Source organism: Brevundimonas sp. RM1, assembly GCF_052907225.1.
In genome coordinates, this window is record NZ_JBRERY010000003.1 from 193,259 (window position 1) to 216,913 (window position 23,655).

The 23,655-nt window shown below is 67.1% G+C and carries 24 protein-coding genes and 2 tRNA genes; 12 read left to right on the forward strand and 14 right to left on the reverse strand.

All coding sequences use genetic code 11. The annotated features are described in order from the left end of the window. Window positions 1-7 precede the first annotated feature (7 nt). On the reverse strand, window positions 8-1,498 hold the full coding sequence (pdxR, locus tag ACU5AP_RS04675) for a MocR-like pyridoxine biosynthesis transcription factor PdxR (RefSeq protein WP_446680862.1): 1,491 nt from the start codon (window positions 1,496-1,498) through the stop codon (window positions 8-10). Window positions 1,499-1,613: 115 nt separating this feature from the next. On the opposite strand from pdxR, the gene hemA reads away from it, so the two are divergent. Next, window positions 1,614-2,861 carry a 5-aminolevulinate synthase gene (hemA, locus tag ACU5AP_RS04680; RefSeq protein WP_088410507.1) on the forward strand — a complete coding sequence of 416 codons (1,248 nt, stop codon included), beginning with the start codon at window positions 1,614-1,616 and terminating at the stop codon, window positions 2,859-2,861. Between the two features lie 3 nt (window positions 2,862-2,864). Here hemA and ACU5AP_RS04685 read toward each other — a convergent pair whose 3' ends face one another. Both ACU5AP_RS04685 and rpmB read right to left on the reverse strand, forming a co-directional pair. After that, entirely contained in the window at window positions 2,865-4,559 is a 1,695-nt protein-coding gene (locus tag ACU5AP_RS04685; protein ID WP_446680863.1) for a M1 family metallopeptidase, read from the reverse strand. Window positions 4,560-4,664: 105 nt separating this feature from the next. After that, complete coding sequence (rpmB, locus tag ACU5AP_RS04690; RefSeq protein WP_040346215.1) at window positions 4,665-4,961, reverse strand: 50S ribosomal protein L28; 297 nt, start codon at window positions 4,959-4,961, stop codon at window positions 4,665-4,667. A 228-nt stretch (window positions 4,962-5,189) separates the two neighbouring features. Between rpmB and ACU5AP_RS04695 the strand changes: the two genes are divergently transcribed. Beyond that, window positions 5,190-5,675 carry a DUF3617 domain-containing protein gene (locus ACU5AP_RS04695; RefSeq protein WP_223850613.1) on the forward strand — a complete coding sequence of 162 codons (486 nt, stop codon included), beginning with the start codon at window positions 5,190-5,192 and terminating at the stop codon, window positions 5,673-5,675. Between the two features lie 53 nt (window positions 5,676-5,728). On the opposite strand, the gene ACU5AP_RS04700 is transcribed toward ACU5AP_RS04695, so the two are convergent. The 3 genes from ACU5AP_RS04700 to fdxA form a co-directional block, all read right to left on the reverse strand. Continuing rightward, complete coding sequence (locus tag ACU5AP_RS04700) at window positions 5,729-6,970, reverse strand: benzoate/H(+) symporter BenE family transporter (protein ID WP_446680864.1); 1,242 nt, start codon at window positions 6,968-6,970, stop codon at window positions 5,729-5,731. A 184-nt stretch (window positions 6,971-7,154) separates the two neighbouring features. Further along, a complete protein-coding gene (locus ACU5AP_RS04705) occupies window positions 7,155-7,700 on the reverse strand; it encodes a CarD family transcriptional regulator (RefSeq protein WP_046652322.1) in 546 nt (181 codons plus the stop codon). 310 nt (window positions 7,701-8,010) lie between these two features. Further along, on the reverse strand, window positions 8,011-8,352 hold the full coding sequence (fdxA, locus tag ACU5AP_RS04710) for a ferredoxin FdxA (protein WP_003166185.1): 342 nt from the start codon (window positions 8,350-8,352) through the stop codon (window positions 8,011-8,013). Window positions 8,353-8,521: 169 nt separating this feature from the next. On the opposite strand from fdxA, the gene ACU5AP_RS04715 reads away from it, so the two are divergent. Next, window positions 8,522-9,172, forward strand: coding sequence for a YceI family protein (locus tag ACU5AP_RS04715; RefSeq protein WP_128718879.1), 651 nt, complete (start codon window positions 8,522-8,524; stop codon window positions 9,170-9,172). On the opposite strand, the gene ACU5AP_RS04720 is transcribed toward ACU5AP_RS04715, so the two are convergent. After that, window positions 9,169-9,453 (reverse strand): RNA-binding S4 domain-containing protein, encoded by a 285-nt coding sequence (locus ACU5AP_RS04720; protein ID WP_128718878.1) that lies wholly within the window; start codon window positions 9,451-9,453, stop codon window positions 9,169-9,171. The genes ACU5AP_RS04715 and ACU5AP_RS04720 overlap by 4 nt on opposite strands. Next, window positions 9,450-11,984 carry a helicase-related protein gene (locus ACU5AP_RS04725; RefSeq protein WP_128718877.1) on the reverse strand — a complete coding sequence of 845 codons (2,535 nt, stop codon included), beginning with the start codon at window positions 11,982-11,984 and terminating at the stop codon, window positions 9,450-9,452. The genes ACU5AP_RS04720 and ACU5AP_RS04725 overlap by 4 nt, the downstream gene beginning before the upstream one ends. Before the next feature lie 298 nt (window positions 11,985-12,282). Between ACU5AP_RS04725 and ACU5AP_RS04730 the strand changes: the two genes are divergently transcribed. After that, window positions 12,283-12,359, forward strand: a tRNA-Arg gene (locus tag ACU5AP_RS04730). Window positions 12,360-12,520: 161 nt separating this feature from the next. On the opposite strand, the gene ACU5AP_RS04735 is transcribed toward ACU5AP_RS04730, so the two are convergent. Then, a complete protein-coding gene (locus ACU5AP_RS04735) occupies window positions 12,521-13,120 on the reverse strand; it encodes an aldehyde dehydrogenase family protein (protein ID WP_312990665.1) in 600 nt (199 codons plus the stop codon). Between the two features lie 274 nt (window positions 13,121-13,394). Here ACU5AP_RS04735 and ACU5AP_RS04740 point away from each other — a divergent pair, with 274 nt between their 5' ends. Together ACU5AP_RS04740 and ACU5AP_RS04745 are read left to right on the forward strand one after the other, a co-directional pair. Further along, window positions 13,395-13,898, forward strand: coding sequence for a GNAT family N-acetyltransferase (locus tag ACU5AP_RS04740; protein ID WP_128718875.1), 504 nt, complete (start codon window positions 13,395-13,397; stop codon window positions 13,896-13,898). Window positions 13,899-13,933: 35 nt separating this feature from the next. Further along, window positions 13,934-14,353 (forward strand): hypothetical protein, encoded by a 420-nt coding sequence (locus ACU5AP_RS04745; RefSeq protein WP_198478748.1) that lies wholly within the window; start codon window positions 13,934-13,936, stop codon window positions 14,351-14,353. A 340-nt stretch (window positions 14,354-14,693) separates the two neighbouring features. Here ACU5AP_RS04745 and ACU5AP_RS04750 read toward each other — a convergent pair. Both ACU5AP_RS04750 and cpdR read right to left on the reverse strand, forming a co-directional pair. Continuing rightward, window positions 14,694-14,768, reverse strand: a tRNA-Val gene (locus tag ACU5AP_RS04750). A 116-nt stretch (window positions 14,769-14,884) separates the two neighbouring features. Next, window positions 14,885-15,241 carry a cell cycle two-component system response regulator CpdR gene (cpdR, locus tag ACU5AP_RS04755; protein WP_003166166.1) on the reverse strand — a complete coding sequence of 119 codons (357 nt, stop codon included), beginning with the start codon at window positions 15,239-15,241 and terminating at the stop codon, window positions 14,885-14,887. A 61-nt stretch (window positions 15,242-15,302) separates the two neighbouring features. Here cpdR and ACU5AP_RS04760 point away from each other — a divergent pair, with 61 nt between their 5' ends. Continuing rightward, on the forward strand, window positions 15,303-16,193 hold the full coding sequence (locus ACU5AP_RS04760) for an N-formylglutamate amidohydrolase (RefSeq protein WP_446680865.1): 891 nt from the start codon (window positions 15,303-15,305) through the stop codon (window positions 16,191-16,193). 243 nt (window positions 16,194-16,436) lie between these two features. Here ACU5AP_RS04760 and ACU5AP_RS04765 read toward each other — a convergent pair whose 3' ends face one another. Next, the gene (locus ACU5AP_RS04765) at window positions 16,437-17,123 is read right to left on the reverse strand and encodes a DUF599 domain-containing protein (RefSeq protein WP_003166164.1); all 687 of its coding nucleotides are present in this window, start codon (window positions 17,121-17,123) and stop codon (window positions 16,437-16,439) included. A 125-nt stretch (window positions 17,124-17,248) separates the two neighbouring features. Between ACU5AP_RS04765 and ppa the strand changes: the two genes are divergently transcribed. Further along, window positions 17,249-17,806, forward strand: a complete 558-nt coding sequence (gene ppa, locus ACU5AP_RS04770; protein ID WP_003166163.1) for an inorganic diphosphatase — start codon at window positions 17,249-17,251, stop codon at window positions 17,804-17,806. Window positions 17,807-17,953: 147 nt separating this feature from the next. On the opposite strand, the gene ACU5AP_RS04775 is transcribed toward ppa, so the two are convergent. Both ACU5AP_RS04775 and ACU5AP_RS04780 read right to left on the reverse strand, forming a co-directional pair. Next, on the reverse strand, window positions 17,954-18,625 hold the full coding sequence (locus ACU5AP_RS04775) for a bifunctional 4-hydroxy-2-oxoglutarate aldolase/2-dehydro-3-deoxy-phosphogluconate aldolase (RefSeq protein ID WP_128718795.1): 672 nt from the start codon (window positions 18,623-18,625) through the stop codon (window positions 17,954-17,956). An 89-nt stretch (window positions 18,626-18,714) separates the two neighbouring features. Then, on the reverse strand, window positions 18,715-19,554 hold the full coding sequence (locus ACU5AP_RS04780) for an alpha/beta hydrolase (protein ID WP_046652281.1): 840 nt from the start codon (window positions 19,552-19,554) through the stop codon (window positions 18,715-18,717). A 50-nt stretch (window positions 19,555-19,604) separates the two neighbouring features. On the opposite strand from ACU5AP_RS04780, the gene ACU5AP_RS04785 reads away from it, so the two are divergent. The 4 genes from ACU5AP_RS04785 (at window position 19,605) to hmgA (ending at window position 23,617) form a co-directional block, all read left to right on the forward strand. Beyond that, the gene (locus tag ACU5AP_RS04785) at window positions 19,605-19,862 is read left to right on the forward strand and encodes an Lrp/AsnC ligand binding domain-containing protein (protein ID WP_040347054.1); all 258 of its coding nucleotides are present in this window, start codon (window positions 19,605-19,607) and stop codon (window positions 19,860-19,862) included. Window positions 19,863-19,926: 64 nt separating this feature from the next. After that, window positions 19,927-21,111: an acyl-CoA dehydrogenase family protein gene (locus ACU5AP_RS04790; protein ID WP_128718794.1), complete on the forward strand. Its 1,185-nt coding sequence runs from the start codon at window positions 19,927-19,929 to the stop codon at window positions 21,109-21,111. A 4-nt stretch (window positions 21,112-21,115) separates the two neighbouring features. Then, on the forward strand, window positions 21,116-22,234 hold the full coding sequence (locus tag ACU5AP_RS04795) for an acyl-CoA dehydrogenase family protein (protein ID WP_312990636.1): 1,119 nt from the start codon (window positions 21,116-21,118) through the stop codon (window positions 22,232-22,234). Between the two features lie 90 nt (window positions 22,235-22,324). Next, window positions 22,325-23,617, forward strand: coding sequence for a homogentisate 1,2-dioxygenase (hmgA, locus tag ACU5AP_RS04800; RefSeq protein ID WP_128718792.1), 1,293 nt, complete (start codon window positions 22,325-22,327; stop codon window positions 23,615-23,617). Window positions 23,618-23,655 lie beyond the last annotated feature (38 nt).

The window sequence follows — 23,655 nt, forward strand, 5'->3', positions numbered from 1 at the left end:
GCGTCGATCACGCGAGGAACAGCTTCGCCAGCCGGTCGACGGCGGCGTCGATCTCGGCCGGGGTCGAGGCGGCGAAGCCCATCAGCCAGCCGGGACGGCCCGCGCCCATGTCGTGCAGGGGCGTCAGGCCGGTCAGGTGGACGCCGACGCGCCGGGCCGCGCGCACCGTCTCGGCCTCATCGAAGCCGTCCTTCAGGAAGCAGGGCATCTGCAGGCCCCCGGCGGGTCGGTCGGGCGTGACGACGTGGGGCAGGCGCGCCCTCACCGCCGCCTCCAGAGCATCCAGCCGTTCCGCATAGACGCCGCGCATGGTGCGGACATAGGCGCCGAACCGGCCGTCCTCGATGAAGCGGGCCAGCGTCAGCTGCGCCACTGAGGCGGTGAAGCCGTCCATCAGGCTGCGCGCCGCGACCACCGGCTCGACCAGCGGGCGCGGCAGGATCAGATAGGCCAGCCTCAGACCTGGAAACAGCGACTTGGTGAAGGTGCCCAGATACAGGGTCCGGTCATGCGGGTCCAAGCCCTGAACGCAGGCCGTCGGCCGCCCGGCATAGTGGAATTCACTGTCGTAGTCGTCTTCCAGAATCCAGGCGTCATGCTCGGTCGCCCACTGGATCAGCGCCAGCCGTCGGTCCAGCGACAGGGTGCGCCCCGTCGGAAACTGGTGCGAGGGGGTGACGAAGACCGCCCGCCCGTCCTCACGTCGGGCCAGCAGGTCGTCGGTCCGCAGCCCCTGTGCGTCGACCGCCACGGGCAGGCGCTTCAGCCCCGCCGCATCCAGCGCCTTGGCGGCGCCCTGATAGGCCGGGTCTTCGATGAAGACGCCGTCGCCGGGATCGGCCAGCACCCGCGCGCACAGCGACAGGGCCTGCTGGGAACTGGTCAGGACCAGGATCTGGTCGGGATCGGCCCGCGCCCCGCGTTCCAGGTTCACATAGCCGGCGATGGCGCGGCGCAGGCGCGGATGGCCCTGCGGGTCGCCGTGGTGCAGGGCGGCGGCGCCCTCCTCGCGTAGGGTCAGGCGGTGCAGCCGGTCCCACTGTGCGAAAGGAAACAGCCGCGTCTCCGGCACGCCGGGCGAGAAGGCCAGCGGAGCGTAGGGATCGCGCAGACCTCCGCTGTCGGCCATCGCTTGTCCGCGCTTGCTGAGCGTCGGCGCTGTCGCCGGTTGCAGGGCGGGGCGGCGGCCCGCCGGACGCAGCACTCCGCGCTTCAGGCCCAGTTCGGTCAGCTCGCAGACGAAGCTGCCGCTGCCGACGCGCCGCTCGATGAAGCCCTCGGCGTGAAGCTGGGCATAGGCCGTCTCGACCGTATCGCGCGACACGCCCAGCGACCGGGCCAGCGTCCGCGATGACGGCAGGGGCCGCCCCGCCGTCAGCGATCGCTCGACGATCAACTGGCGCACGGCGCGCTGGATGCGGGCGTGCAGGGGCAGGCCGGACTGGGCCGGATGGTCCATGAAGGCTTGAACGGATTCCAGCTGGGCGCGCTTCAGCAATGGTCTGCAGTTTCTTTCCAAAGTGGCCGGAATGATCCAGCCAATCCAGCGTTAGGTGTCACGCCCCCGGCGGGATGGCAATGTCGCCGCCCGTCCTGTGATGGGATGTGATGTCATGGGCGCTTTTGATTTCGCCGACTTCTTCAGCCGCGATCTGGACGATCTGAAGCAGGAGGGCCGGTATCGCGTCTTCGCCGATCTGGAGCGGCTGTCGAAGGGCGCGCCCTACGCCTGGGATCACCGGCGCGAGCGGACTATCACCATCTGGTGCTCGAACGACTATCTGTCGATGGGCGTCCATCCCGAGGTGGTCGAGGCGGCGCAAAGCGCTATCCGCACCTATGGCGCGGGCGCGGGCGGGACGCGCAACATCTCGGGCACCAGCCACGAACACGTCCTGCTGGAGCGCGATCTGGCCGATCTGCACGGCAAGGAGGCGGCGCTGCTGTTCACCTCCGGCTATGCGGCCAATGACGCGGCCCTGTCGACGCTGGCGTCGCGCCTGCCGGGAGCGGTGATCTTTTCCGACGCCCTGAACCACGCCTCCATGATCGAGGGCATGCGCCGCTCGGGCGTGGAGAAGCACATCTTCGCCCACAACGACTGGCGCGACCTGGACCGGCTGATGAGCGGGGTCTGCCGCTATCGGCCCAAGCTGGTCTGTTTCGAGAGCTGCTATTCGATGGACGGCGATTTCGCCCCCATCGCCGCCCTCTGCGACGTGGCCGAGAAGCACGGCGCTTTCACCTATCTGGACGAGGTTCACGCCGTGGGCCTGTACGGCGCGCGTGGCGCGGGCGTGGCCGAACGCGACGGCCAGTCGCACCGCATCAGCATGATTCAGGGCACGCTCAGCAAGGGGTTCGGCGCCATGGGCGGCTATGTGGCGGGCGATGCGGCGGCGGTCGATTTCGTGCGCAGTCACGCGCCGGGCTTCATCTTCAGCACGGCCCTGCCGCCCTCGGTCGTGGCCGGGGTGCGGGCGGCGCTGCGACATCTGAAAGCCGACGGCGCGCCGCGTCGGACGCTGGCCGCGCGCGCCGCCTCGATCAAGGCGGGGATGCAGCGGCTGGGTCTGCCGGTCCTCCCCAGCCCCAGCCATATCCTGCCGGTGATGATCGGCGACGCGGCCACGGCGCGGGCGGTGACGGACGCCCTGATGGATGAGCACGGCGTCTATATCCAGCCGGTCAACTTCCCCACGGTGCCGCGCGGGACCGAGCGGCTGCGCGTCACGCCGACGCCGCTGCACAACGACGACGACGAGGATCATCTGCTGGAGGCTCTGGCCGCTGTCTGGGCTGACAACGCCGACTGGCGCCGGTTCGCGGCCCTGGGACGGCGTCAGTTGGAAACGGCCTGAGCGTCAGTTGGCGGTTGAGGCCGCCTTCCACCGCTCCAGATACTCCAGCCGCCTCAAGACCTTTGAGCCGGGGTCCAGCAGGATGTGCGCGCCCGGCGGCGCCTCGAACGTCGCGCGGCCGTCGGTCATGGGCAGGGCGCGCACGGCGCCGTCCACCTCGACCTCGACCGGCAGGGGGAAGGGGCGGCCGTTTGCGGTCTTCCACTCCAGCGTCACCTGCTCGCCCTGCCGCGTCATGACCAGATCGGGCAGGGCCGCCTGATAGAGGTAGGCGTCGAAGAACCAGCCCATGTCGCGCCCCGTCACTTCATTGACGATGGCCACATAGTCCGGCGTCGTGGCGTAGCGCGGACGGAAATTCCCCGGCTGCGGATCGGGACGGCCGTAGACCAGACGGCGCAGGCTTTCATAAAAGGCGTCGTCGCCGATGTGCAGGCGCAGGGCGTGGGCGATCAGCGTCCCTTTGTAATAGAGATCCAGCGCCGGGCCGGTCTTGTCGTCATAGACGGTTCCCGCGTCCTGCTGTTTGCCGGACACGACTGGGAAGCGGTTGGCCAGGGCCAGCCGCATGGTCTGAAGTTCGGCCTGCATGGCCCGCTCGCCGTTCAGCCAGCGGGCGTAGAGCGGCTGCATGTATGTGCCGAAACCCTCATGCAGCCACATGTCGTCCCAGTCGGCGTTGGTCAGCTGATTGCCGAACCATTCGTGCGCCAGTTCGTGCTGCAGCAGCCAGTCGTAGCCCTTGCCGTCCAGCTTGTAGCCGTTGCCGTAGGCGTTGATGGTCTGGTGCTCCATGCCCAGGTGGGGGGTCTCGACCACGCCCATCTTCTCGTCGCCGAAGGGGAAGGGGCCGATGCTTGCCTCATAGAAGTCGAGCATCTGCGGGAACTCGTCGAACAGCGCCTGCGCCTTGGCCGGATCGGCCGAGGCCAGCCGCCAGAAGCGCAACGGAATCATGTTCCCGAACCGGCTCTGATAGTCGGCGGCCATCTCCACATAGGGGCCGACGTTCAGGCTGATGGCGTAGGTGTCGGGCTGGCGCGCGGTCCAGTTCCAGGTCGTCGTGCCGTCGCCGTTGTCGCTCTTGCCCAGAAAGCGGCCGTTGGCGGGGGCGCTGAGGGTTGAGGGGATGGTGATGTGCAGATCCACCTGCTCCGGCTCGCCTTGGGGGTGGTCGACGCAGGGCCAGAACAGGTCGCAGCCCTCGCCCTGAACCGCGCTGGCGATCCACGGCTGGCCGTCGGGCGTCGTGGTCCAGACGAAGCCGCCGTCCCAGGGCGCGCGCTTGGCCTGATGCGGGCGTCCAGCATAGGCGATACGGACGGAAACGCTTTCGCCCGCCGTCAGGGGGTGGGGCATGGGAATGGTCAGCCGCCCCTCGGGGTTGGACCAGTCGGCGACGGCCTGCCCGTCCACGGTGATGGCGGCGATGGCGAAGACCGCGTCCAGCTCGACCACGACCGCCGAAGTCGGCGCCGTGGCGGTGAAGTCGAGGACGGCGACGCCTTCGAGGGATTGAGTCTCCGGCAGCAGCCTGAAGGACAGGTCCGCCTTGTCGAAGTGCAGGGCCAACTGCTCCGCCGTGCGCGGCGCGCCGCTGGACAGGGTGAAGGCCGTGGTTTCGCGCGCCGCCTCCTGCGCCAGAACGGGCGACGACAGCAGGGCCGTGGTCAGGCAGAGGGCGACGAGAGGACGCAAGGCTGAAGCTCCGGCAGGACGAACCCTGAGGTTAGCCGCGCGGCGCGCAAAAGAAAAAGGCCGGCGTCTCCACCGGCCTCTTCAAAATCCGTCAGTCGACGCCGATCAGGCGGCGGCTTGCTCGGCCAGCTTGGCGCGGACCTGACGCTTGATGCGCAGGGCGGCGATCGACAGCTGCTCGTCGCGAGCCTTGACGATGAAGGCGTCCAGGCCGCCCTTGAAGTCCAGGGTGCGCAGGGCGGCGTTCGAGATACGCAGCGAGAAGGTCTGGCCCAGAGCTTCCGACTGAACCTTGACCGTCTTCAGCGCAGGCAGGAAGCGGCGCTTGGTCTTGATGTTGGAGTGGCTCACGTGATGGCCGACCATGGGGCCGATACCGGTGAGTTCGCAGCGACGCGACATCTGAAGATCCTCAAGGTCACATCCGCGATACCGGTGCGGACGCATGAAACAGGGACGCGGCGAGCAAGGAGGCCCGCGCGAGAGGGGGCCGTATAGAGGAAGGACTCGCCGGGCGTCAAGGCTGGAGTCGTCGTCCGGCGCGACAGAGTCATTCTGAAGGCGAGGGATCGCCTTCGTTCAGCAGTCGTTCAAGGCGTGACTATATAGAGCAGACCCATGATGAGTCCCATGAACGGCAAATCCATGAAGACCTTGATCCCCTTCGCGCGGCTGATGGCTGTCGTCGCCCCTGTGGCCGCCGGCGCCGTGATGCTGGCCGCGCCAGCGTCCGCGCCTCAGGCCCAGTCGGCCGCCCAATCCGAGGTTCTGCCCGGCTACTGGGAGTACACCACCAGCGTCATGGGCGCCCGCGACACTGAGCAGAAGTGCGTGCGGCCCAGCGAGATCAATCGATTCTTCGGCGGTCTGTCGACGCGCAAGTGGCGGTGCACCTATCCGACCCGCCAGGTCGGCGACGGCCGCGCGCGCTTTGAAGGCAGCTGTCAGGATCGCAAGGGCCGCCGCATCAATGTGCGGCTGAACGGCACCTATGAAGAGCAGGCCTTCCGCTTCAACGGCGGCGCCCAGCTGGCGCGCGGCACGCCCTATATCCCGGCCAGCATCACCGCGCGCCGCCTGGCCGCCCAGTGCCCGGCCGGGGCCGAGTATTTCTGATCTGATTTTGGAAGAGGCCGGGACGCGAGACCCGGCCTCTGTTCCTTTGCGCCCTATTCCGCCGGACGCTCGGGCGCGGGCCCGACCGGCAGCAGGGTCTTGGCGAAGGCCGCCAGGTCGCCGTTCAGGGCCGCATAGGCGATCAGCCCTATCACCAGGCCCCAGAAGGCCCCGCCGATTCCGAACAGCTGGATGTTGGCCGCCGCCGCCAGGAAGGTGATCAGGGCCGCCTCGCGGGACTTCGGCTCGACAAGGGCGCCCGCCAGGCTGCCGCCGATGGCGCCCAGCAAGGCCAGCCCCGCCAGGGTGGTGATGAAGACGGAGGGCAGGGCCATGAAGACCGCCGCCAGGGTCACGCCGAACACGCCGATCAGGATATAGAACACCCCCGCCGCCACGCCCGCGATCCAGCGCTTGGACGGGTCTTCATGCGCCTCCTTGCCGGTGCAAATGGCGGCGGTGATGGCGGCCACATTGAAGGCGTGCGACCCGAACGGCGCCGTCAGCAGCGACCCGAGCCCCGTCACCGTGACCAGGGGGTTGGCGTTGACCGCATAGCCGTCGTTTCGCAGCACCAGCATCCCCGGCATATACTGGCCCGTCAGGGTGATCAGGAACATGGGGATGGCCAGGCTGAGCAGCGCCTTGAACGAGAAGGCGGGCATGGTGAAGACCGGTGCCGCCAGCTTCAGCTCCAGCCCCGACAGGTCGACCCGCCCCTGCGTCAGCAGGAAACCCAGCCCCAGCACGAGGATGCCCACGACCGCATAGCGCGCCGTGAACCGCTTCAGCACGACGTAGGTCAGGATCAGCAGGCCCGCTAGAACGGGGTCGACGCCGACGCCGCCGAAGGCCTGAACCCCGAAGGGCAGCAGTATGCCCGCCAGCAGGGCGGCGGCGATGGCGGGCGGGATCAGGCGGATCACCTTGTCGAACCCGCCGGACAGCCCCAGGACGACGAAGGCCGCCGCCGAGATCAGATAGGCGCCGATCGCCTCGGCGTAGGAGGTCGCCGCCAGGGCCGTGACCAGGAAGGCCGCCGCGGGCGTGGACCAGGCGGTGATGATCGGCGCCTTGTAGCGCCAGCTCAGCCATAGGCCCGTCGTCCCCACGCCGATGGAGATCGACCAGACCCAGGAGGCGGTCAGCTCAGGACTGAGGCCCGCGACCTTGGCCGCCTGGAACACCAGGATGAAGGTGCCGCCATAGTTGACGATGACCGAGATCAGTCCGGCGACGACGGGGTGCAGCAGGTCGCTCCACCGCAAGGGTGGAGAAGGGGCGGGCATGGACATGGGGAGGGCCTCTGCGAACGACGACGATGCGCGCGCTCCTAGAGGATCAATGGCCGGTCAGACCTGTCCATTCATGGCCATTTCGCCAGACCATTTGGTTTCACTGAGCGCTTGCCGACGGCGCTCATGAAAAAGGCCCGGCGTCGCCGCCGGGCCTTTCGCGTCGTTTGCGGATCGCCTGAGGTCAGGCGGCCTCGGCTTCAGCCTCGGCGGCCGGAGCGACCGGCTTCTTGGCGCTGAGCGACTTGCCCAGCAGGGCCATGGCGGCGTCCTTGTCGATCTTATTGGCGGCGGCGACTTCGCGGGCCATGCGGTCCAGGGCCGATTCATAGAGCTGGCGCTCGGAATAGGACTGTTCCGGCTGGGTCTCGGCGCGGTGCAGGTCGCGGACCACTTCGGCGATCGAGATCAGATCGCCCGAGTTGATCTTGGCTTCATACTCCTGGGCGCGGCGCGACCACATGGTGCGCTTGACGCGGGCGCGGCCCTTCAGGGTCGTCAGGGCCTTGGAGACGGTGTCGTCGGCGGCCAGGGTGCGCAGACCGGCGGTCTTGGCTTTCTTGGTCGGGACGCGCAGGGTCATCTTCTCGTGTTCGAAGGTCACGACATAGACTTCCAGCGCCATGCCGGCGACTTCCTGAGTCTCGATCGCGGCGACCTTGCCGACGCCATGCGCGGGATAGACCACCGCATCGCCAACCTTGAATTCCAGACCGGTCTTGCTCGTCATGTCATTCCTTTCCCGAACCGTCGGGATGAGATCGTCGCCACGCAGATAGTGAAAAACCGCCCCTCCGCCGAGCGCTGGGCCCGGCGGTTGAGGCGGAGGATCGCACTGTCAGACGCGAAAACGGATCACCAAACCTCTGGCCGACCTCGTCTCTAGCGGCGAGGTTCTGTCGTAAATGCGGGCGGCGCGCAGAGTTGCGGAACCGCCCGTTTCGAATAGGGAGGAACCTATCATAAAATTAGAAAATCTCAAAACATCCACAGGGCGCGCGGCGAGGATCGGCGCATTGTGACCGCATTGTGGCGAATTCTTAGGAGCCCTTGCCCGGCTTGGGGCTGAAGTATTTCTCGAACTTGCCGGTTTCGCGTTCATACTGTTCGCGATCCGCCGGGGGCACGCCCTTGACTGTGATGTTCGGCCAGACCTTGGCGTATTCGGCGTTGACCTGCAGCCACTTGCCGTCGGGTTCGTCCTCGGTGTCGGGGACGATGGCGTCGACGGGGCATTCCGGCTCGCACACGCCGCAGTCGATGCATTCGTCGGGCGCGATGACCAGGAAGTTCTCGCCCTCGTAGAAGCAGTCCACCGGACACACCTCGACGCAGTCCATGAACTTACATTTCACGCAGGCGTCGGTGACGATGTAGGTCATGGCGTTCGGGCGGGCCTGTGGCAGCGATGAGGTCGAGGGCGCGCACATGGCCCCGACGGAACCAACTGTCAACCGAAGGCGCTGTTGCAAAGCTGTTCAGGCCCGACGGCGCCGGGCCGCGCTTCACCGTCATGACGCCTGATCATCGTCCGCCCGGAGGCCTGTCCCCATGCGTTTCAATCAAGGTTTCATCTCTCGTTCCGTCCTCGGCCGCATCGGCGCGGCCGGCCTGGCGTTGAGCCTTCTGGCCGGCGGCGCGGTCGTGGCCCAGTCCGCCTTGACCAAGGTTCCGTCCGAGGTCCAGCACGGCGACTACAGGCTGGATCCGGAGCACGGCAAGATCACCTGGTCCGTCGATCATCTGGGCTTCTCGACCTATGTCGGCCAGTTCGTGAACGTCCAGGCCGAGCTGAAGCTGGACCCCGCTAACCCGTCCGCCAGCACCTTGACCGCGACCATTCCCCTGACGGACGTGGCGTCGAACTCGGACGGGCTGAACCGCCATCTGCAGACGGCGGACTTCTTCGATACCGCCAACCATCCGGTCGCCATCTTCCGCTCGACCCGGATCATGGTCGACGCCGATGATCGCGACGAGGCGACGGTCCACGGCGAGCTGACCCTGCGCGGCGTGACCCGTCCGGTGGTCATGGAGGTGGAGTTCAATCAGGCCGGCCCGACGCGCGGCGGCTATAAGGCCGGCTTCGACGGCGAGGCGACCATAAAGCGTTCCGACTTCGGCATCACCTTCGGCCTGCCCGCCCTGGGCGACGAGGTGAAGCTGCACATCGAAGGCGAGTTCGTGAAGGCGGCGGGCTAGGTCGGTACGTCCAGCGGCTCATAGAGGGCGCGGGCTTCCTCGGGCGGGCCGCGTCTTTCGCCCATCTGCACCACGCGCACGGCGATGAGACGCCCGCCTTGGGCGAACAGCACCTCGTCGCCGGGATGGACGCTGCGGCTGGGCTTGTCGAGCCGGGACTGGGCGCCGTTGTGCGTCAGGCGGATCGCGCCCTGTTCGACCATGGCCGCGGCCAGACTTCGCGTCTTGGCGAAGCGCGCGCGCCACAGCCAGACGTCGATGCGGCAGCTTTCGAGGCTCATTCGGCGTTCTGGCCCGCCCCCTGAGACGCGGCGCGTCGCGGGCGACGCCGGGATCGGCGCGCCGCCTTGGGTTTGGCGGAGGGGGTCGGGCGGGGCGGCTGGGTCAGCTGCGCCAGGGCGGCGAAGGGCGAATCCTTGGGCGGGGCCGTCGGCTTGCCGGAGGACGTCGCTCGCTCGGCGCGCGGCGTGCGTAGGGCGGCCTGGATGGCCCTGGCCTGATCCGCCGTCCAGCCGAGGCTGTCCAGGGCTTCATCCGACAGCGGCGCCTTGCCTGCCGCCTTCTGGGCGTCGGCGAAGGCTTCCAGCGTTTCGACCGGCGCGGTCCAGCGCCCGACCGAGCGGCGGCCGAAGGCGGACAGGGCGCGCGCCGACGGCGGCGGTTCCGGCAGAGCTGACAGACCTTCGCCCGCTAGGCCGTTGATCGCTTCGCGCGGCAGGAAGGCCTGCGCCAACGCCGCGCCGCGCGGCTTCATCACGCCGGGCAGCCAGACCGAATGGGCGCCGACCCGGATGGCGAAGGTCTTCAGCGTGCGCCGTTCATGCTGGCTCAAAGCCGCCAGATCGCGCTCGACCTCGCGCCGGGGGATCAGGCCGCCCGCCTCGATCAGTCGGAACGCCAGCCCGCGCGGCAGGCCGGTCAGGGCGCCGCTCTCGATCGCATGGCGTAGCCGCTTCAGCGGCTTCAGCGCCCGCCCCGCCTCGGCCGCCAGCCAGGCCTCCATGCGCCGCTCGGCCCGCTCGCGCGCGGGGGCCGGCCCCAGCTCGCCCAGCAGCCGCACGCGCGGCGAGAAGGGGTCTTCGTTGACGATGCGCCCGGTCAGGGCGCCGTTCCACAGCACCCCGCCGTCGGGCGTGACGGAAAAGGCCGCGTCCTCATCCGCCGCCAGCCGCCCCAGCCGCCGCGCCACCTCCGGCCCCACGGCCCGCGTCGCCGCCTGCCGCAGCGCCCGGTCGGCCAGGGCCGATCCGCCCGCGTCGACGGTGAAGCACACCCCGTCCAGATGGCCGACCACTTCGCCCTCGACCGTGACCTCGCCGTCGTCGGCCACGCCCGCCAGCACGTCGGAGCGCACGTTCAGCGCCCGCATGAGGGCCGCCGTGCGCCGATCGACGAAACGCGCCGTCAGCCGCTCGTGCAGCACGTCGCTGAGCCGTTCCTCCAGCGCCTTGGTTCGGTCGCGCCATTCCTGCGCCCCCGCCAGCCAGTCGGGCCGGTTGGCGATGTAGCTGAGGGTCCGCACCCCCGACAGCCGCGCCGACAACTGGTCGATTTGGCCGTCGTCGCGGTCCAGGTCGTTGAAACGCGGCGCGACCCAGTCCTCGGTCAGCCGCCCGCGACGGCTGGTCAGGGCGGTGAAGACCTCCTTTGACAGACGGGCGTGCTCGTCCAGCGTCGTCTTCTGGAAGTCGGGCAACTGGCACGTTTCCCACAGACGCATCAGGGCGCCGCGCGAACGGGCGATCTTCCGGACGTCCTCATCGACCGCAAAGCGCCGCAGCAGGGTCTCGTCCAGCGCCTGAGCCGTCAGCCGGAGCCCATGCCGGTCCGGCGTCACGGTCAGCGACCGCAACAGGTCAGGCAGCGTATCGAAATCCAACCGCCCGCTGCGCCACTCGGCCGCCTCGATCGGGTCGAAGCGGTGCTCGACCACCTGCTCGACCAGATCCTCGTCCAGCTCTTCCGCCTCGCCGGTGACGCCGAACGTGCCGTCGCGCAGGTGCCGCCCTGCGCGCCCGGCGATCTGGCCGATCTCGGCGGCGTGCAGCCAGCGGGTGCGCCGCCCGTCGAACTTCCGCAACCCCGCGAACGCCACATGGTCCACGTCCATGTTCAGCCCCATGCCGATGGCGTCGGTGGCGACCAGGAAGTCCACCTCGCCCGACTGGAACAGCTCGACCTGGGCGTTGCGGGTGCGGGGGCTGAGCGAGCCCATGACCACGGCCGCCCCGCCCCTCTGACGGCGCAGCAGTTCGGCGATGGCGTAAACCTGCTCGGTCGAGAAGGCGACGACGGCGCTGCGGCGCGGCAGGCGCGTCAGCTTCTTCGACCCGGCGTAGCTCAGCGTCGACAGCCGGTCGCGGGTGACGATCTCCGCGTCCGGAACCAGCGACCGCATCAGCGGCGCCATCGTCCCGGCGCCCAGGAACATGGTCTCGAACCGTCCGCGCGCGTGCAGCAGCCGCTGGGTGAAGACGTGGCCGCGCTCGGGATCGGCGACCAGCTGGATCTCGTCCACCGCCAGGAAGTCGGCCGACCGCTCCAGTGGCATGGCCTCGACCGTGCAGACGAAATAGGCGGGGCGCGGCGGGACGATCTTCTCCTCGCCGGTGATCAGGGCGACCGAGGCCGCCCCGCGCCGCTTGACGATCCGCTCATAAATCTCGCGCGCCAGCAGCCGCAGCGGCAGGCCGATCATGCCCGAGGCGTGACCCAGCATCCGTTCGACCGCCAGATGGGTCTTGCCGGTGTTGGTGGGGCCCAGGATCGCCGTGACGCGCGATGGAGCCATGCCTGCGGAACGGTCGCTCATGACCGGCCCAAGGTGGCGAACACTGAAGGCTTTCACAAGCGGCGCGGAGGGAGGGGCGAGCGTGAATGTCTAGGGCAGGGGCGAATGGTAAGCGGAACCTTACCGCACGCTGGAACACGGGCGAAACGAATCATGACCGAATCGGCGACGTCCGTCGATTCAGGCTTTGTTCCATACTAGAGATTGTAGCTTAACGGCCTTTAACCACAAGGCGGAACGGCCGCGCGCATGCTGTGACGTGACGGGCGACCGCAAGGGCTTCCCTGACGCTGCAACCTCCTTTAGGCAGTGACGCCGTGGCCCCGTAGCTCAGCTGCATAGAGCAAGGCTTTCCTAAAGCCGAGGTCGGAGGTTGGAGTCCTCCCGGGGTCGCCATTCTTTTGTCGGGACCACTTAGAACTGGCTCAAAACCAGTTAAGGGTGGCTCAATATGAGAACTGATCGCAACTTTAGCCTTCAGTCTCGTATCGGCTGGTGCTGGCGCAGAGAGCGCGTTGGGGCTCTGCCTCCCCCGGCCCAAGACAAACAATATCGCCTTATCTCCGCAGAACCACGTTCAGCACTCTTGCGGCCGATGTGCCGAATGGCGCGCGGATCAAACCCGTCAGGTTCCAGCGGCCCTGAACGAAGACGCCCTTGGCGTGGCTCAGGGCGCGGAAGCCTTCGATGCCGTGATAGGCGCCCATGCCGCTCGCGCCAACGCCGCCGAAGGGCAAGTCTTCCTGAGCGACATGCATCAGCGTGTTGTTGATCCCGACGTTGCCGGATGTGGTGGAACCGAGCATACGCGCGCAACCCGCATCCTCGTCGCCGAAATAATACAGCGCCAAGGGCCGGGGGCGGTCGTTCACATGGGCGATCACCTCGTCGATCGTGCGATAAGTGCGCACCGGCAGGATTGGTCCGAAGATTTCCTCCTGCATCAACCCCGCGTCGTCGCCGGCGCCGATCACCAAGGCCGGCGCGAGGGTGCGGGAGCGCGTCTCAGCGGTCTCCGGATGGACGCCGACTTCGATGACGCGGGCACCCTTCGTCCGAGCGTCGCCCAGCAGCCCCTTCAGGCGCTCGAAGTGCCGCTCGTTGACGATCGAGGTGTAGTCCGCGCCCGTCGGGCCTTCAGGATAGGCGCGCGCCACGGCGGCGAACCTTGGCGGCGACTCCAAGCGCGACGCTTTCCAGGACGGCGTCCAACAACTTGCTGATATGGCGCGTCAACGAGCGAGCCTGGGCGACCTGGCTCTCAAGTCCGCCCTGACCGCCGGATGTGCGCTTCGCGGGCTCAGCCATATGCTGAACATGGCCGCATCCGAACGTCATGAAAGCCTGTTTGCGTAGATCAGTGATCGGCCTCTACCTCACCTCTTTCGGCGTGTTAGCTAAGCCGAAAGCACCTTTAAAGGAATGGAATCAATGAAGTACAATATTCGACTAGAAATACCGCAAGATGCGTCAGACATTCGTCGGGTGACGGAAGCTGCTTTCAAGGTCGCAGAACACAGCTCTGGCGCCGAAGGCGCGATTATCGACGCCTTGCGGGCAAAAAATGCTCTCGCCCTTTCCCTTGTCGCGACTGATGAAGGTGAAATTGTCGGACACGTTGCGTTCTCGCCGGTCACGATCAATGGCGCGGACATCGGCTGGTTCGGCCTCGGCCCAGTTTCCGTCACGCCGAAGCTCCACGGCCAAGGCCTTGGCGGCATGCTGATCCGGGCCGGTCTGGAACAACTGAAGGCTATTGGCGCGGGCGGCTGCGTCGTCCTGGGCGACCCTGACTACTATCGGCGCTTCGGATTCGAACACGATCCCGCGGTGCGATACGACGAGGCGCCTCCTGAGTACTTCATGAAACTATCTCTCGATGGCTCAAAAGTATCCGGCAGCGTCGCCTTTCATGATGGATTCTCGGCGTCTTGAGCGCGGGGATAAAACCAACCGAAGGGAGGCAGGTAGTGCGCACAGTGGCGGAAAAGATGGGCTTGAGAGCGGGTTCTCGGGCTTACTTCATTGGCGCGCCGAGTGATGCGCACGCCGCGATGAAGTTACCGGAACTGGAGATCCCTAGCTCACTGGACGGGATGTTTGATCATATCCATCTCTTCGTTCTGACGGCTTCTGACCTGAATGAGCAATTCCCCACCCTCAGAAACCACGTTGCGCCCAAAGGACGACTTTGGGTGTCCTGGCCAAAGGGTAAGCAAAATCGCACGGATCTGAATATCCGCGAAGTTATAAGGATCGGGTATCAGCATGGCATGGTCGAGAACACCGCCCTTAGCTTTAATGAGGTTTGGTCTGCCCTCAAGTTTACAATGCCTATCCCTGGAAGGCGGTACAACAACAACTATGGAGCGCTGCCTGATCCGTCGTGAAAATTGCCTGCGAGTTGAACGAAACCGATATTGGTCTTGAAGCCTGCCTGTTTGGGCGTGCTTCGTCCCAAGCTCGAAGAGGCTTGGCTTGCGACCGTGGCTACCCAGAGCGAAGCGGCTTGTGGCTGAAATGGCGCCGGACAAGATCAGCGCTGCGCATTCCAGAACAACTCTTCCGAACTTTCCAGAAGATGAAAACGAAGACCGATCCGCAAGGTGGGGAGGCGCGCATGACGCAACGGAGTGGTTGTCAGGCTAACACTTAAGGACGGCCAACCAAGGAAGTGGGTCAGTTTCTGGCCAATGACAGTCGGACTGCATCTCTAAGGTTGAAAGAGAATGGTGGACGCGACAGGGATTGAACCTGTGACCCCTACGATGTCAACGTAGTGCTCTCCCGCTGAGCTACGCGTCCGCCTATTCTGCGGCCCGGCCGACTGATGTGTCGGTGGGCAGGAAGGCGGCGTCTATAACCCGCAGTTTGCGGGGCCTGCAAGGGGCTTTGACGCCTTTCTTCGACTTTTCTTTCGCTTAGGCCGCGATCATGCGTTCGACCTCGTTCACCAGGTCGCGCAGGTGGACGGGTTTGGACAGAACCTTGGCCTGGGGCGAGGCCTGGGCGGCGCTGAGGGCGACGGCGGCGAAGCCGGTGATGAACATGATGCGCAGGCCCGGTTGGCGGGCGGCGGCGACGCGGGCGACCTCGATGCCGTCGGCGCCCGGCATGACGATGTCGGTCAGCAGCAGGTCGTAGGGGCCCTGGTCCAGGGCGTCGATGGCGTCGTCGCCGTTCTCGCAGGCCACGACCTCATGATCGGCCCGCTCTAGGGCGCGGGTCAGAAAGCCGCGAAGAGAATTGTCGTCTTCGGCCAGAAGAATGCGCGCCATGATCGTATCGAAACCGTTGGGGAATTGGCGGCCAACCTAGGCCTAGCCGGGTAAACCGGCGATGAAGACGAGCGGGGGCGCGGCGGCATCGGGACGCGCCTTCCGCTGCGAAGCAGGCTATGGCGAAGGCATGGATGCGCCTCAGCCGCCCTTCTGGATTGTTCCGGCGGACGCCGGGCGGGCGACGCCCCTGGTGTTCGCCTCGCCGCATTCGGGCGATCTCTATCCCGACGACATGGGGGCGACGGCCTCTGCGCGCGCGGTTCGCAGCGCCGAAGACGCGGCCGTGGATCAACTGATCGACTGCGGGCCGGGGGAGGGGGCGGGCCTGATCGCCGCGTGTATCGGCCGGGCCTATGTCGATCTGAACCGGGCGCCGGACGAGTGGGATCCGGCTCTGATCGTCGATGCGGTCGCGTCGCGCGTCAGCGCCAAGGCCCAGGCCGGCTATGGCGTGCTGGCGCGGCTGGCGGGCGACGGGACGCCGCTTTATGGGCGACGGCTGATGCGGAGCGAGGCGGAGGCGCGGGTGGCGCGGGTGCACGCCCCCTATCACGCGGCCCTGGCGGAGATGATGCGGGCGGCGCGGGCGCGGTCCGGGCGGGCGGTGTTGATCGACTGGCATTCCATGCCCGCGCGGGCGACGAACGGGGCGGTGGACGTGGTGCTGGGCGACCGGCACGGGACCAGTTGCGAGGCGCTGCTGACGCGACGTCTGCGGCGCTTGTTCGAGGCGCAAGGGCTGACGGTGGGGCTGAACCGGCCCTATGCGGGCGGCTATGCGACCCAGATCTGGGGGCGGCCGGATGAGGGCTTTCAGGCCGTCCAGATTGAACTGAGCCGGGGTCTGTACTGGGATGAGGCGGTCTGGGCGCCGTCGCCGGGGTGGAAGCGCTGCCGCTCGGCCCTGCGTCGGGTGATCGCCGAGCTTTGCGCCGACTGGCGCGCCTGACGGCTGCGCTCGAGGCAAAAAAAGAGCCGCGCCAAACGGCGCGGCTTTGGAAAGTCTATAGGGAGGAAACGCCCAGGAAGGGCAAGACGCTCGAAAGCGTCGAAAGCCAAGTTAGTTTGCAGCGCACAAAAATACAAGTCCCGATTCAATCATATACAATCACGGGGTGTTACGAAGTTCGACGCTCAATCCCATGATCCTGAAATGCGGGCGCGCTTCGTTGATTTCGCAGTTGCGAGATGATCAGCCCCGCTCCAGCAGGCGGCGAGCCTGTCGAATGGCGCCGGCGGCGGGCGAGGCCAGCTGGCGCCAGGCCAGGAGGGCGAACACAGACACCGCTCCCAACATCAGCCATAGCGGCCCGAACAGCCAGGCGGCGGCGGCCAGGGCGAAATAATAGCCGCGAACGCCTTGGTTGAAGTTGGTCAGGGCGGGGTTGAGCACCCGCGCCACGGCGCGGCCATAGGCGACGCGGTCGGCTTCCTCGTGGATTTCCGGCGCGGCGCCGATCAGGGCGACGGTGTAGTTCAACTGACGCAGCGACCAGATGAAGTCGAGGAAGCCGCGCGCCAGGCACAGCAGCACCAGGGCCAGCTTGGCCTCCATCAGGCGCGGCGTGACGGGCTCTGCGCCGACGGCGGCGAAACCGCGTATGGCCGCTTCGCCCCCAAACAGCACCCCGGCCACGGCGGCGATCAACAGCAGATTGGTCGAGGCGAAGAAGGAGCCGGAGTTGATCGAATGGCCCATCAGCTGGCTGTCGATCAGCCGCATCTCGCGGTGGGTCATGGCGCGCATCCAGGCGTCGCGCACCGCCAGCATGTCCATGTTGAGCGAACCGCTGCGCCGCGCCACCAGGCGGATCAGCGGGCCGTAGCCCAGCCAGGCGACGACAAAGACGAACAGGGCGATCCAATCAAACAGACTCATGCCTGATTGACGCCACGTCGGCCGCCGCAAGGCAAGCGTGATCGCCGCGACGCTTGCCGTAAAGCCGCGCAAAGCTTATCACGCGCGTCAATTCTCCCCGTTCGCACCTGCAACAAGAGCGTATCATGAACATCGACGCCATCCCGGTCGGCCCCAACGCGCCGTGGGACATCAACGTCATCATCGAGATCCCGCAGGGCGGCCTGCCGGTGAAGTATGAAATGGACAAGGAATCGGGCGCCCTGTTCGTCGACCGCTTCCTGCACACCGCCATGTACTATCCGGGCAACTACGGCTTCGTGCCGCACACCCTGTCGGACGACGGCGATCCCTGCGACGTGATCGTGCTGAACCCGACGCCGGTGGTGCCGGGCTGCGTCATCCGTTCGCGTCCGATCGGCGTGCTGAAGATGGTCGATGAAGCCGGCGGCGACGAAAAGATCCTGGCCGTGCCGGTCGACAAGCTGAACCCCTATTACACCGAGGTCTCCAGCTACCGTCAGCTGCCCGCCATCCTGATCGAGCAGATCGAGCACTTCTTCACCCGTTACAAGGATCTGGAGAAGGGCAAGTCGGTCACGGTCAAGGGCTGGGGCGACGCTGGCGAGGCCGCCGAGCTGATCGCCGCCGGCATGGCCGCCCACCAGGCCAAGCTGGCCGCCAAGGGCGACGTCGCCGCCTGATTGGCGTCTGCATCTGAATATGAAGAGGCCCCGCTGGTTTGACCGGCGGGGCCTTTTTTTTGGGACTGCTACTTGCTTCCTCTCCGCCGTCGTTCTCGGGTCAAGCCCGAGAACGACGGCGGGATAGGGACGGGGAAGGAGGCGTGGCTACTTCGCCCGGAACGCCGCGATCGCCTCGACGGTCTGGCGCACCTTGGCCTCGATGCCGGCCCAGTCCTTCGCCTGAATGGCGGCCTCGGTGATCAGCTTGGACCCCATTCCGGTCGCCACGATGCCGGCGCCGAACCATTTTGCGATGGAGGCTTCGTCCGGGTCGACCCCGCCGGTCGGCATGATCTTGCTCCAGGGCATGGGGCCCAGCACCGCCTTGACGAAGTCCGGTCCGCCGACGGATGCGCCGGGGAACAGCTTGACGATCTCGCAGCCCAGCTCCTGCGCCTCGGAGATGTCGCGCACCGAGCCGCAGCCGGGCGAATAGGCCACCTGGCGGCGGTTGCAGACCTTGGCGACCTCGGGGACCAGGCAGGGGCTGATGACGAAGCGCGCGCCCGACGCCAGGTAGAGGGCCGCCGTCGGCGCATCCAGGATCGAGCCGACGCCCATGATGATGTCAGGGTCGGTGCGCGCGAACTCCTTCGACAGGGCGGTGAAGGTCTCCCAGGCGAAGTCGCCGCGATTGGTGAACTCGATCGCCTTGGCGCCGCCGCGCGCGCAGGCCCGGATCACCTCGACGCAGACCTCGAAATCGGGGTGATAGAAGACCGGCACCACGCCCTGGGTTTCAAGGGCGGTGAGCACGCTGAGGCGGTCGTGGCGCATGGGGTCTCCTTCGCAAGTCTGACGGCCGCAGATCGACGGTCGCCGCCCTTGGCGTCAAGGGCGGCGGGGATCAATCCTGGTAAGCGCCGCTATTCGGCGGTCGCCAGCTCCACCAGCCGCTTCACCATGGCGCTGTCCGCATCGGCCAGAGGGTCCAGCACGGTGAAGTGGTCGGCCCCCTCGACGATCTCGACATGGGTGTCGGCGCCCTTGCCGCCCCAGGCGGCGGCCATCTCGCGGCTTTGGCGGACGAACTCATTGCTTTCGTCGCCGCCCACCCAGCAGTCCAGGGCGGTGCCGCCGGGCGTCGCGCCGTTCGGCGCGGGCCAGTGGATCGGCGACAGGGCGCGCGCGACCGGCGTATCCAGCTTCAGCGCCTCGTTCAGCGAGGTGTGGACCAGCGGCTCCAGATCGAACACGCCCGAGATCGCCAGCGCCGCCCGCGCCCGACCCTCGGACAGCATGCCCGCCGCCATATGGCCGCCGACCGAATGGCCGAACACCAGCGGCCGTTTGCCGGTGCGCGCGCGGACGAACTCCGTCGCCTCGCGCATCTGGCCGATGATCTTGCCGACCGTGACGGCGGGCGCCAGGTCGTAGCCGGGGACGACGACGCTGATCCCATGCTCCAGCAGGGCGGGCGCCACCCAGGCGAACCAGCCGCGGTCCAGCGCCTGCCAGTAGCCGCCGTGCATGAAGACGGCGACGGGCGCGCCCGCGCCCGCGTCGAACCATTCCATCTTCTGCCGTTCGGACGGGCCGTATTCGATCGTCTCGGGCCGCCGGGCGTCGATCACCCGCAGCGAGTCCTTGCGCCAGCGATCCAGAATGGCGGGGTGGCCCGGCACGCGGGCGCGGTTGTTATAGGCCGCCTCATAGGCCGCGGCCCGTTCCATCTGCGTCGCCTCGGGCGACAAAGCCTTACCCATGTCGTCTCCATCCGCTAGAGACCTCCGCTTGAACGGGAGGCTTGAAGGCCATGATGACCGCCATTTTCGTCTTCATCAAATGCGAGTTGGGCTACGCCAACGATGTTGCGGCCGATCTGGTCGATAATGTCGAGAATGTGAGCGAGGTCTATTCGACGTCGGGCCAGCATGACCTGCTGGCCAAGTTCCAGCTGCCCAAGGACGCCGACATCGGCACCTTCGTGACCAAGCAGGTCCAGACGCGCCCGCACATCCGCGACACCTTCACCGTCATCACCTTCTCGCCCTTCCTGCCCTCGAAGAAGTAGGGTTCCGTTTTCAAAAAGGACCGGCTAGCGTCCTTCCCAAGCAAGAACGCGAGGGAGGGCGGCCATGGCCGATCTGGAGACGTTCCGCGCGCAGACGCGCGCCTGGCTGGAGGCGAACTGCCCGCCGGAGTGTCGCGGCGCGCCGCCGCTTGAGGCGGATATGGTCTGGGGCGGGCGCAACGCCGTCTATCCGACCCCTGCGCACAAGGTCTGGCTGGAGCGCATGGCCGAACGCGGCTGGACCGCGCCGGAATGGCCGCGCGAATACGGCGGCGGCGGGCTGAGCCGCGAAGAGGCCAAGGTGCTGGCCGCCGAGCTGCGCCGCATCAAGGCCCATCCGGCGCTCTACAGCTTCGGCGTCTGGATGCTGGGCCCGGCCCTGCTGGCCTTCGGGACAGAGGAACAGAAGCAGCGCTTCCTGCCGCCCATCGTGCGCGGCGAAATCCGCTGGTGTCAGGGCTATTCCGAGCCGGGCGCCGGGTCCGATCTCGCCTCGATCCAGACCCGCGCGGTCGATCAGGGCGACCACTGGATCGTCAACGGCCAGAAGATCTGGACCTCCTACGCCGACAAGGCCGACTGGATCTTCTGCCTGGTCCGCACCGACCCCGAGGCGCCCAAGCATCTGGGCATCAGCTTCGTCCTGTTCGACATGGCGACGCCGGGCGTGACGACGCGGCCCATCACCCTGATCAGCGGGAAGTCGCCCTTCTGCGAGACCTTCTTCGACGACGTGCGTGTGGAGAAGCAGAACCTGATCGGCACGCTGAACCGGGGCTGGGACGTGGCCAAGGCCCTACTGGCGCATGAACGAACCATGATCGGCGCCATGGGCGATACCGGGGTCGGCCGACCGCTGGGTCAGGTCGCGGCTGATCATCTGGGGCTGGACGAGGCCGGGCGGCTGGATGAGCCAAGCTTGCGCGCCCGTATCGCCGACTACGACATCGACGCCGCCGCCTTCCGTCTGGCGATGGAGCGGGCGGGCGATCAGATGAAGGCGAAACAGGCCCATCCGGCCATCGCCTCCATGTTGAAATACTACGGCTCGGAACTGAACAAGCGTCGCCACGAACTGGCCATGGCGGCGGGCGGATCGGACGCGCTGGAATGGGAAGGCGACCGCTCGAACGACGGCCAGGCCGCCCGCGACTGGCTGCGCACCAAGGCCAACTCCATCGAGGGCGGCACCAGCGAAGTCCAGCTCAACATCATCGCCAAACACCTGCTGCAACTGCCGGGAGCCTGAGCCCATGCCCCTGATCCTGACCGAAGAGCAGACCTTGCTTCAGGACGCCGCCGACGGCTTCCTGAAAGAACACGCGCCCATCGCCCACTTGCGCCAGTTGCGCGACAGCCGCGACCCCGACGGCGTCTCGCGCGACCTGTGGCGGGCGTTCGGCGAGATGGGCTTTTCCGGCGTCGTCATCGCTGAAGAAGACGGCGGCTCGGGCCTCGGCGCCGTCGAGGCGGGCGTCATCGCCGAAAGTCTGGGCCGCACCCTGACGCCGTCGCCCTTCATGGGTTCGTCCGTGCTGGCGGCGACGGTGCTGAAGACGGCGGGATCAGAGGCGCAGAAGGCTTGGCTGGGCAAGATCGCGGCGGGCGAGGTCATCCTCAGCCTCGCTGTCGATGAAGGACCCAAACACGCGCCCGCGAAGATCGCCGCGCGCGCCGAACGGTCCGGCAACGGCTTCAAGCTGAACGGCGCCAAGGGCTTTGTGCTGGACGGCCACGTCGCCGACGCCCTGATCGTGGCGGCGCAAACGGATGAGGGCCTGACCCTGTTCCTGATCGATCCGGCGACGCCGGGCGTCTCGGTCGAGCGCACGGTCATGGTCGACGCCCACAACGCCGCCCGCGTGACCCTCAGCGAGGTTCAGGTCGACGCCGACGCAGTGGTCGGCGCTGTGGGCGAGGGGCAGGGGCCGCTGGACGCCGCCTTGACGCTGGGCCGCGCCTGCGCTGCTTCGTCGCTGGTTGGGGCAGGCGATCAGGCGTTCAAGACCACCCTCGACTATCTGAAAACCCGCAAGCAATTCGGCAAGCTTATCGGCGAGTTTCAGGCTCTGCAGCACCGCGCCGCCCACCTGTTCACTGAGCTGGAACTGGCCAAGGCGGCCACGCTGGCCGCGCTTCAGGCCATCGACGCGGGCCGCCCCGACGCCGAACAGGCCGCGGGGATCGCCAAGGCCAAGGCCGGCCGCGTCGCCGAACTGGCGGTGCAGGAGGCGGTCCAGATGCACGGCGGCGTCGGCATGACCGACGAGTTTGACGTCGGCCTGTTCATGAAGCGCGTCCGCGTCCTGAACGAGCTGCTCGGCGACGCACACTTCCACGCCGAACGCCTGGCCAGAGCGCAAGGATTCTGACGCTTCTCGTTTTATCCAGGGCAAAGCCGTGCGGCTCGGGGTGACGGTTGGGCGAGGATCGCTTACACCTCCCGGCAAGGGAGAAACGACATGACGCGATCCAACGCGCCTGCCTATCAGACAGGCTTCGCCAACCACTTCGCCACCGAGGCGGTGGACGGCGCCCTGCCGGTCGGCCGCAACTCGCCGCAGCGCCCCGCGCTGGGCCTCTATGCAGAACAGCTGTCGGGCACGGCCTTCACCGCCCCGCGTGACCACAATCTGCGCAGCTGGCTGTATCGCCTGCGGCCCTCGGCCCAGCACGGGCCGTATCAGCCGTTCGCGCAAGGCCGCGTGCGCTCCGGCCCCTTCACCGAGACGCCGCCCAATCCCAACCGGATGCGCTGGGACCCGCTGCCCATGCCGGACCAGCCGACCGACTGGGTCGAGGGGCTGACCACCTACGGCGGCAACGGTTGCGCCGATTCCGGCACGGGGGTGGGCGTCCACCTCTATGTCGCCAACCGCTCGATGGTCGACCGCGTCTTCTATTCCGCCGACGGCGAACTGCTGATCGTGCCGCAGCACGGGACGCAGCGTTTCGTCACCGAGATGGGGGTGATCGAGGCGGCGCCGGGCCACATCCTCGTCATCCCGCGCGGTGTCCGCTTCCGCGTCGAGGTGGACGGAGAGGCGCGCGGCTATGTCTGCGAGAACTACGGCGCGCCCTTCCGCCTGCCGGACCTCGGCCCCATCGGCTCCAACGGTCTGGCCAATCCGCGCGATTTCGAGACGCCGGTCGCCGCTTTCGAGGACGTGGATCGCCCGACCGAGTGCGTCCAGAAATACGGCGGCCAGCTGTGGGCCACGACCTTCGACCACAGCCCGCTGGACGTGGTGGCCTGGCACGGCAACTACGCCCCCTATCGCTATGATACGGCGCGGTTCAACACCATCGGCACGGTCAGCTACGACCACCCGGACCCGTCGATCTTCACCGTTCTGACCTCGCCCAGCGACACGCCCGGCACGGCCAACTGCGACTTCGTCATCTTCCCGCCGCGCTGGATGGTGGCCGAGGACACCTTCCGTCCGCCGTGGTTCCACCGCAACGTCATGAGCGAGTTCATGGGGCTGATCTTCGGCGAGTACGACGCCAAGGCGGGCGGCTTCGCCCCCGGCGGGGCCAGTTTGCACAACCGCATGAGCGGCCACGGACCGGATCAGGCCAGCTGGGACGGCGCGACCAAGGCCGATCTGAAGCCGCACAAGATCGAGAACACCCTGGCCTTCATGTTCGAGACGCGGATGCCGATCCGCACCACGGCCTGGGCCGAACAGACGCCGTTGATGCAGCTGGACTATGACGACTGCTGGACCGGCTTCGAGAAGGGCAAGGTCTGAAGCCTTCCCCAAATCCGATATGAAAAGGGCCCCGCCGC

Coding starts and splice junctions, on each gene's coding strand:
- hemA (WP_088410507.1), top strand. CDS start 1,614: ATGGGCGCTTTTGATTTCGCCGACTTCTTCAGCCGCGATCTGGACGAT.
- rpmB (WP_040346215.1), bottom strand. CDS start 4,961: ATGTCGCGTCGCTGCGAACTCACCGGTATCGGCCCCATGGTCGGCCAT.
- ACU5AP_RS04695 (WP_223850613.1), top strand. CDS start 5,190: ATGAACGGCAAATCCATGAAGACCTTGATCCCCTTCGCGCGGCTGATG.
- ACU5AP_RS04700 (WP_446680864.1), bottom strand. CDS start 6,970: ATGTCCATGCCCGCCCCTTCTCCACCCTTGCGGTGGAGCGACCTGCTG.
- ACU5AP_RS04705 (WP_046652322.1), bottom strand. CDS start 7,700: ATGACGAGCAAGACCGGTCTGGAATTCAAGGTTGGCGATGCGGTGGTC.
- fdxA (WP_003166185.1), bottom strand. CDS start 8,352: ATGACCTACATCGTCACCGACGCCTGCGTGAAATGTAAGTTCATGGAC.
- ACU5AP_RS04715 (WP_128718879.1), top strand. CDS start 8,522: ATGCGTTTCAATCAAGGTTTCATCTCTCGTTCCGTCCTCGGCCGCATC.
- ACU5AP_RS04720 (WP_128718878.1), bottom strand. CDS start 9,453: ATGAGCCTCGAAAGCTGCCGCATCGACGTCTGGCTGTGGCGCGCGCGC.
- ACU5AP_RS04725 (WP_128718877.1), bottom strand. CDS start 11,984: ATGAGCGACCGTTCCGCAGGCATGGCTCCATCGCGCGTCACGGCGATC.
- ACU5AP_RS04740 (WP_128718875.1), top strand. CDS start 13,395: ATGAAGTACAATATTCGACTAGAAATACCGCAAGATGCGTCAGACATT.
- cpdR (WP_003166166.1), bottom strand. CDS start 15,241: ATGGCGCGCATTCTTCTGGCCGAAGACGACAATTCTCTTCGCGGCTTT.
- ACU5AP_RS04760 (WP_446680865.1), top strand. CDS start 15,303: ATGAAGACGAGCGGGGGCGCGGCGGCATCGGGACGCGCCTTCCGCTGC.
- ACU5AP_RS04765 (WP_003166164.1), bottom strand. CDS start 17,123: ATGAGTCTGTTTGATTGGATCGCCCTGTTCGTCTTTGTCGTCGCCTGG.
- ppa (WP_003166163.1), top strand. CDS start 17,249: ATGAACATCGACGCCATCCCGGTCGGCCCCAACGCGCCGTGGGACATC.
- ACU5AP_RS04775 (WP_128718795.1), bottom strand. CDS start 18,625: ATGCGCCACGACCGCCTCAGCGTGCTCACCGCCCTTGAAACCCAGGGC.
- ACU5AP_RS04780 (WP_046652281.1), bottom strand. CDS start 19,554: ATGGGTAAGGCTTTGTCGCCCGAGGCGACGCAGATGGAACGGGCCGCG.
- ACU5AP_RS04785 (WP_040347054.1), top strand. CDS start 19,605: ATGATGACCGCCATTTTCGTCTTCATCAAATGCGAGTTGGGCTACGCC.
- ACU5AP_RS04790 (WP_128718794.1), top strand. CDS start 19,927: ATGGCCGATCTGGAGACGTTCCGCGCGCAGACGCGCGCCTGGCTGGAG.
- ACU5AP_RS04795 (WP_312990636.1), top strand. CDS start 21,116: ATGCCCCTGATCCTGACCGAAGAGCAGACCTTGCTTCAGGACGCCGCC.
- hmgA (WP_128718792.1), top strand. CDS start 22,325: ATGACGCGATCCAACGCGCCTGCCTATCAGACAGGCTTCGCCAACCAC.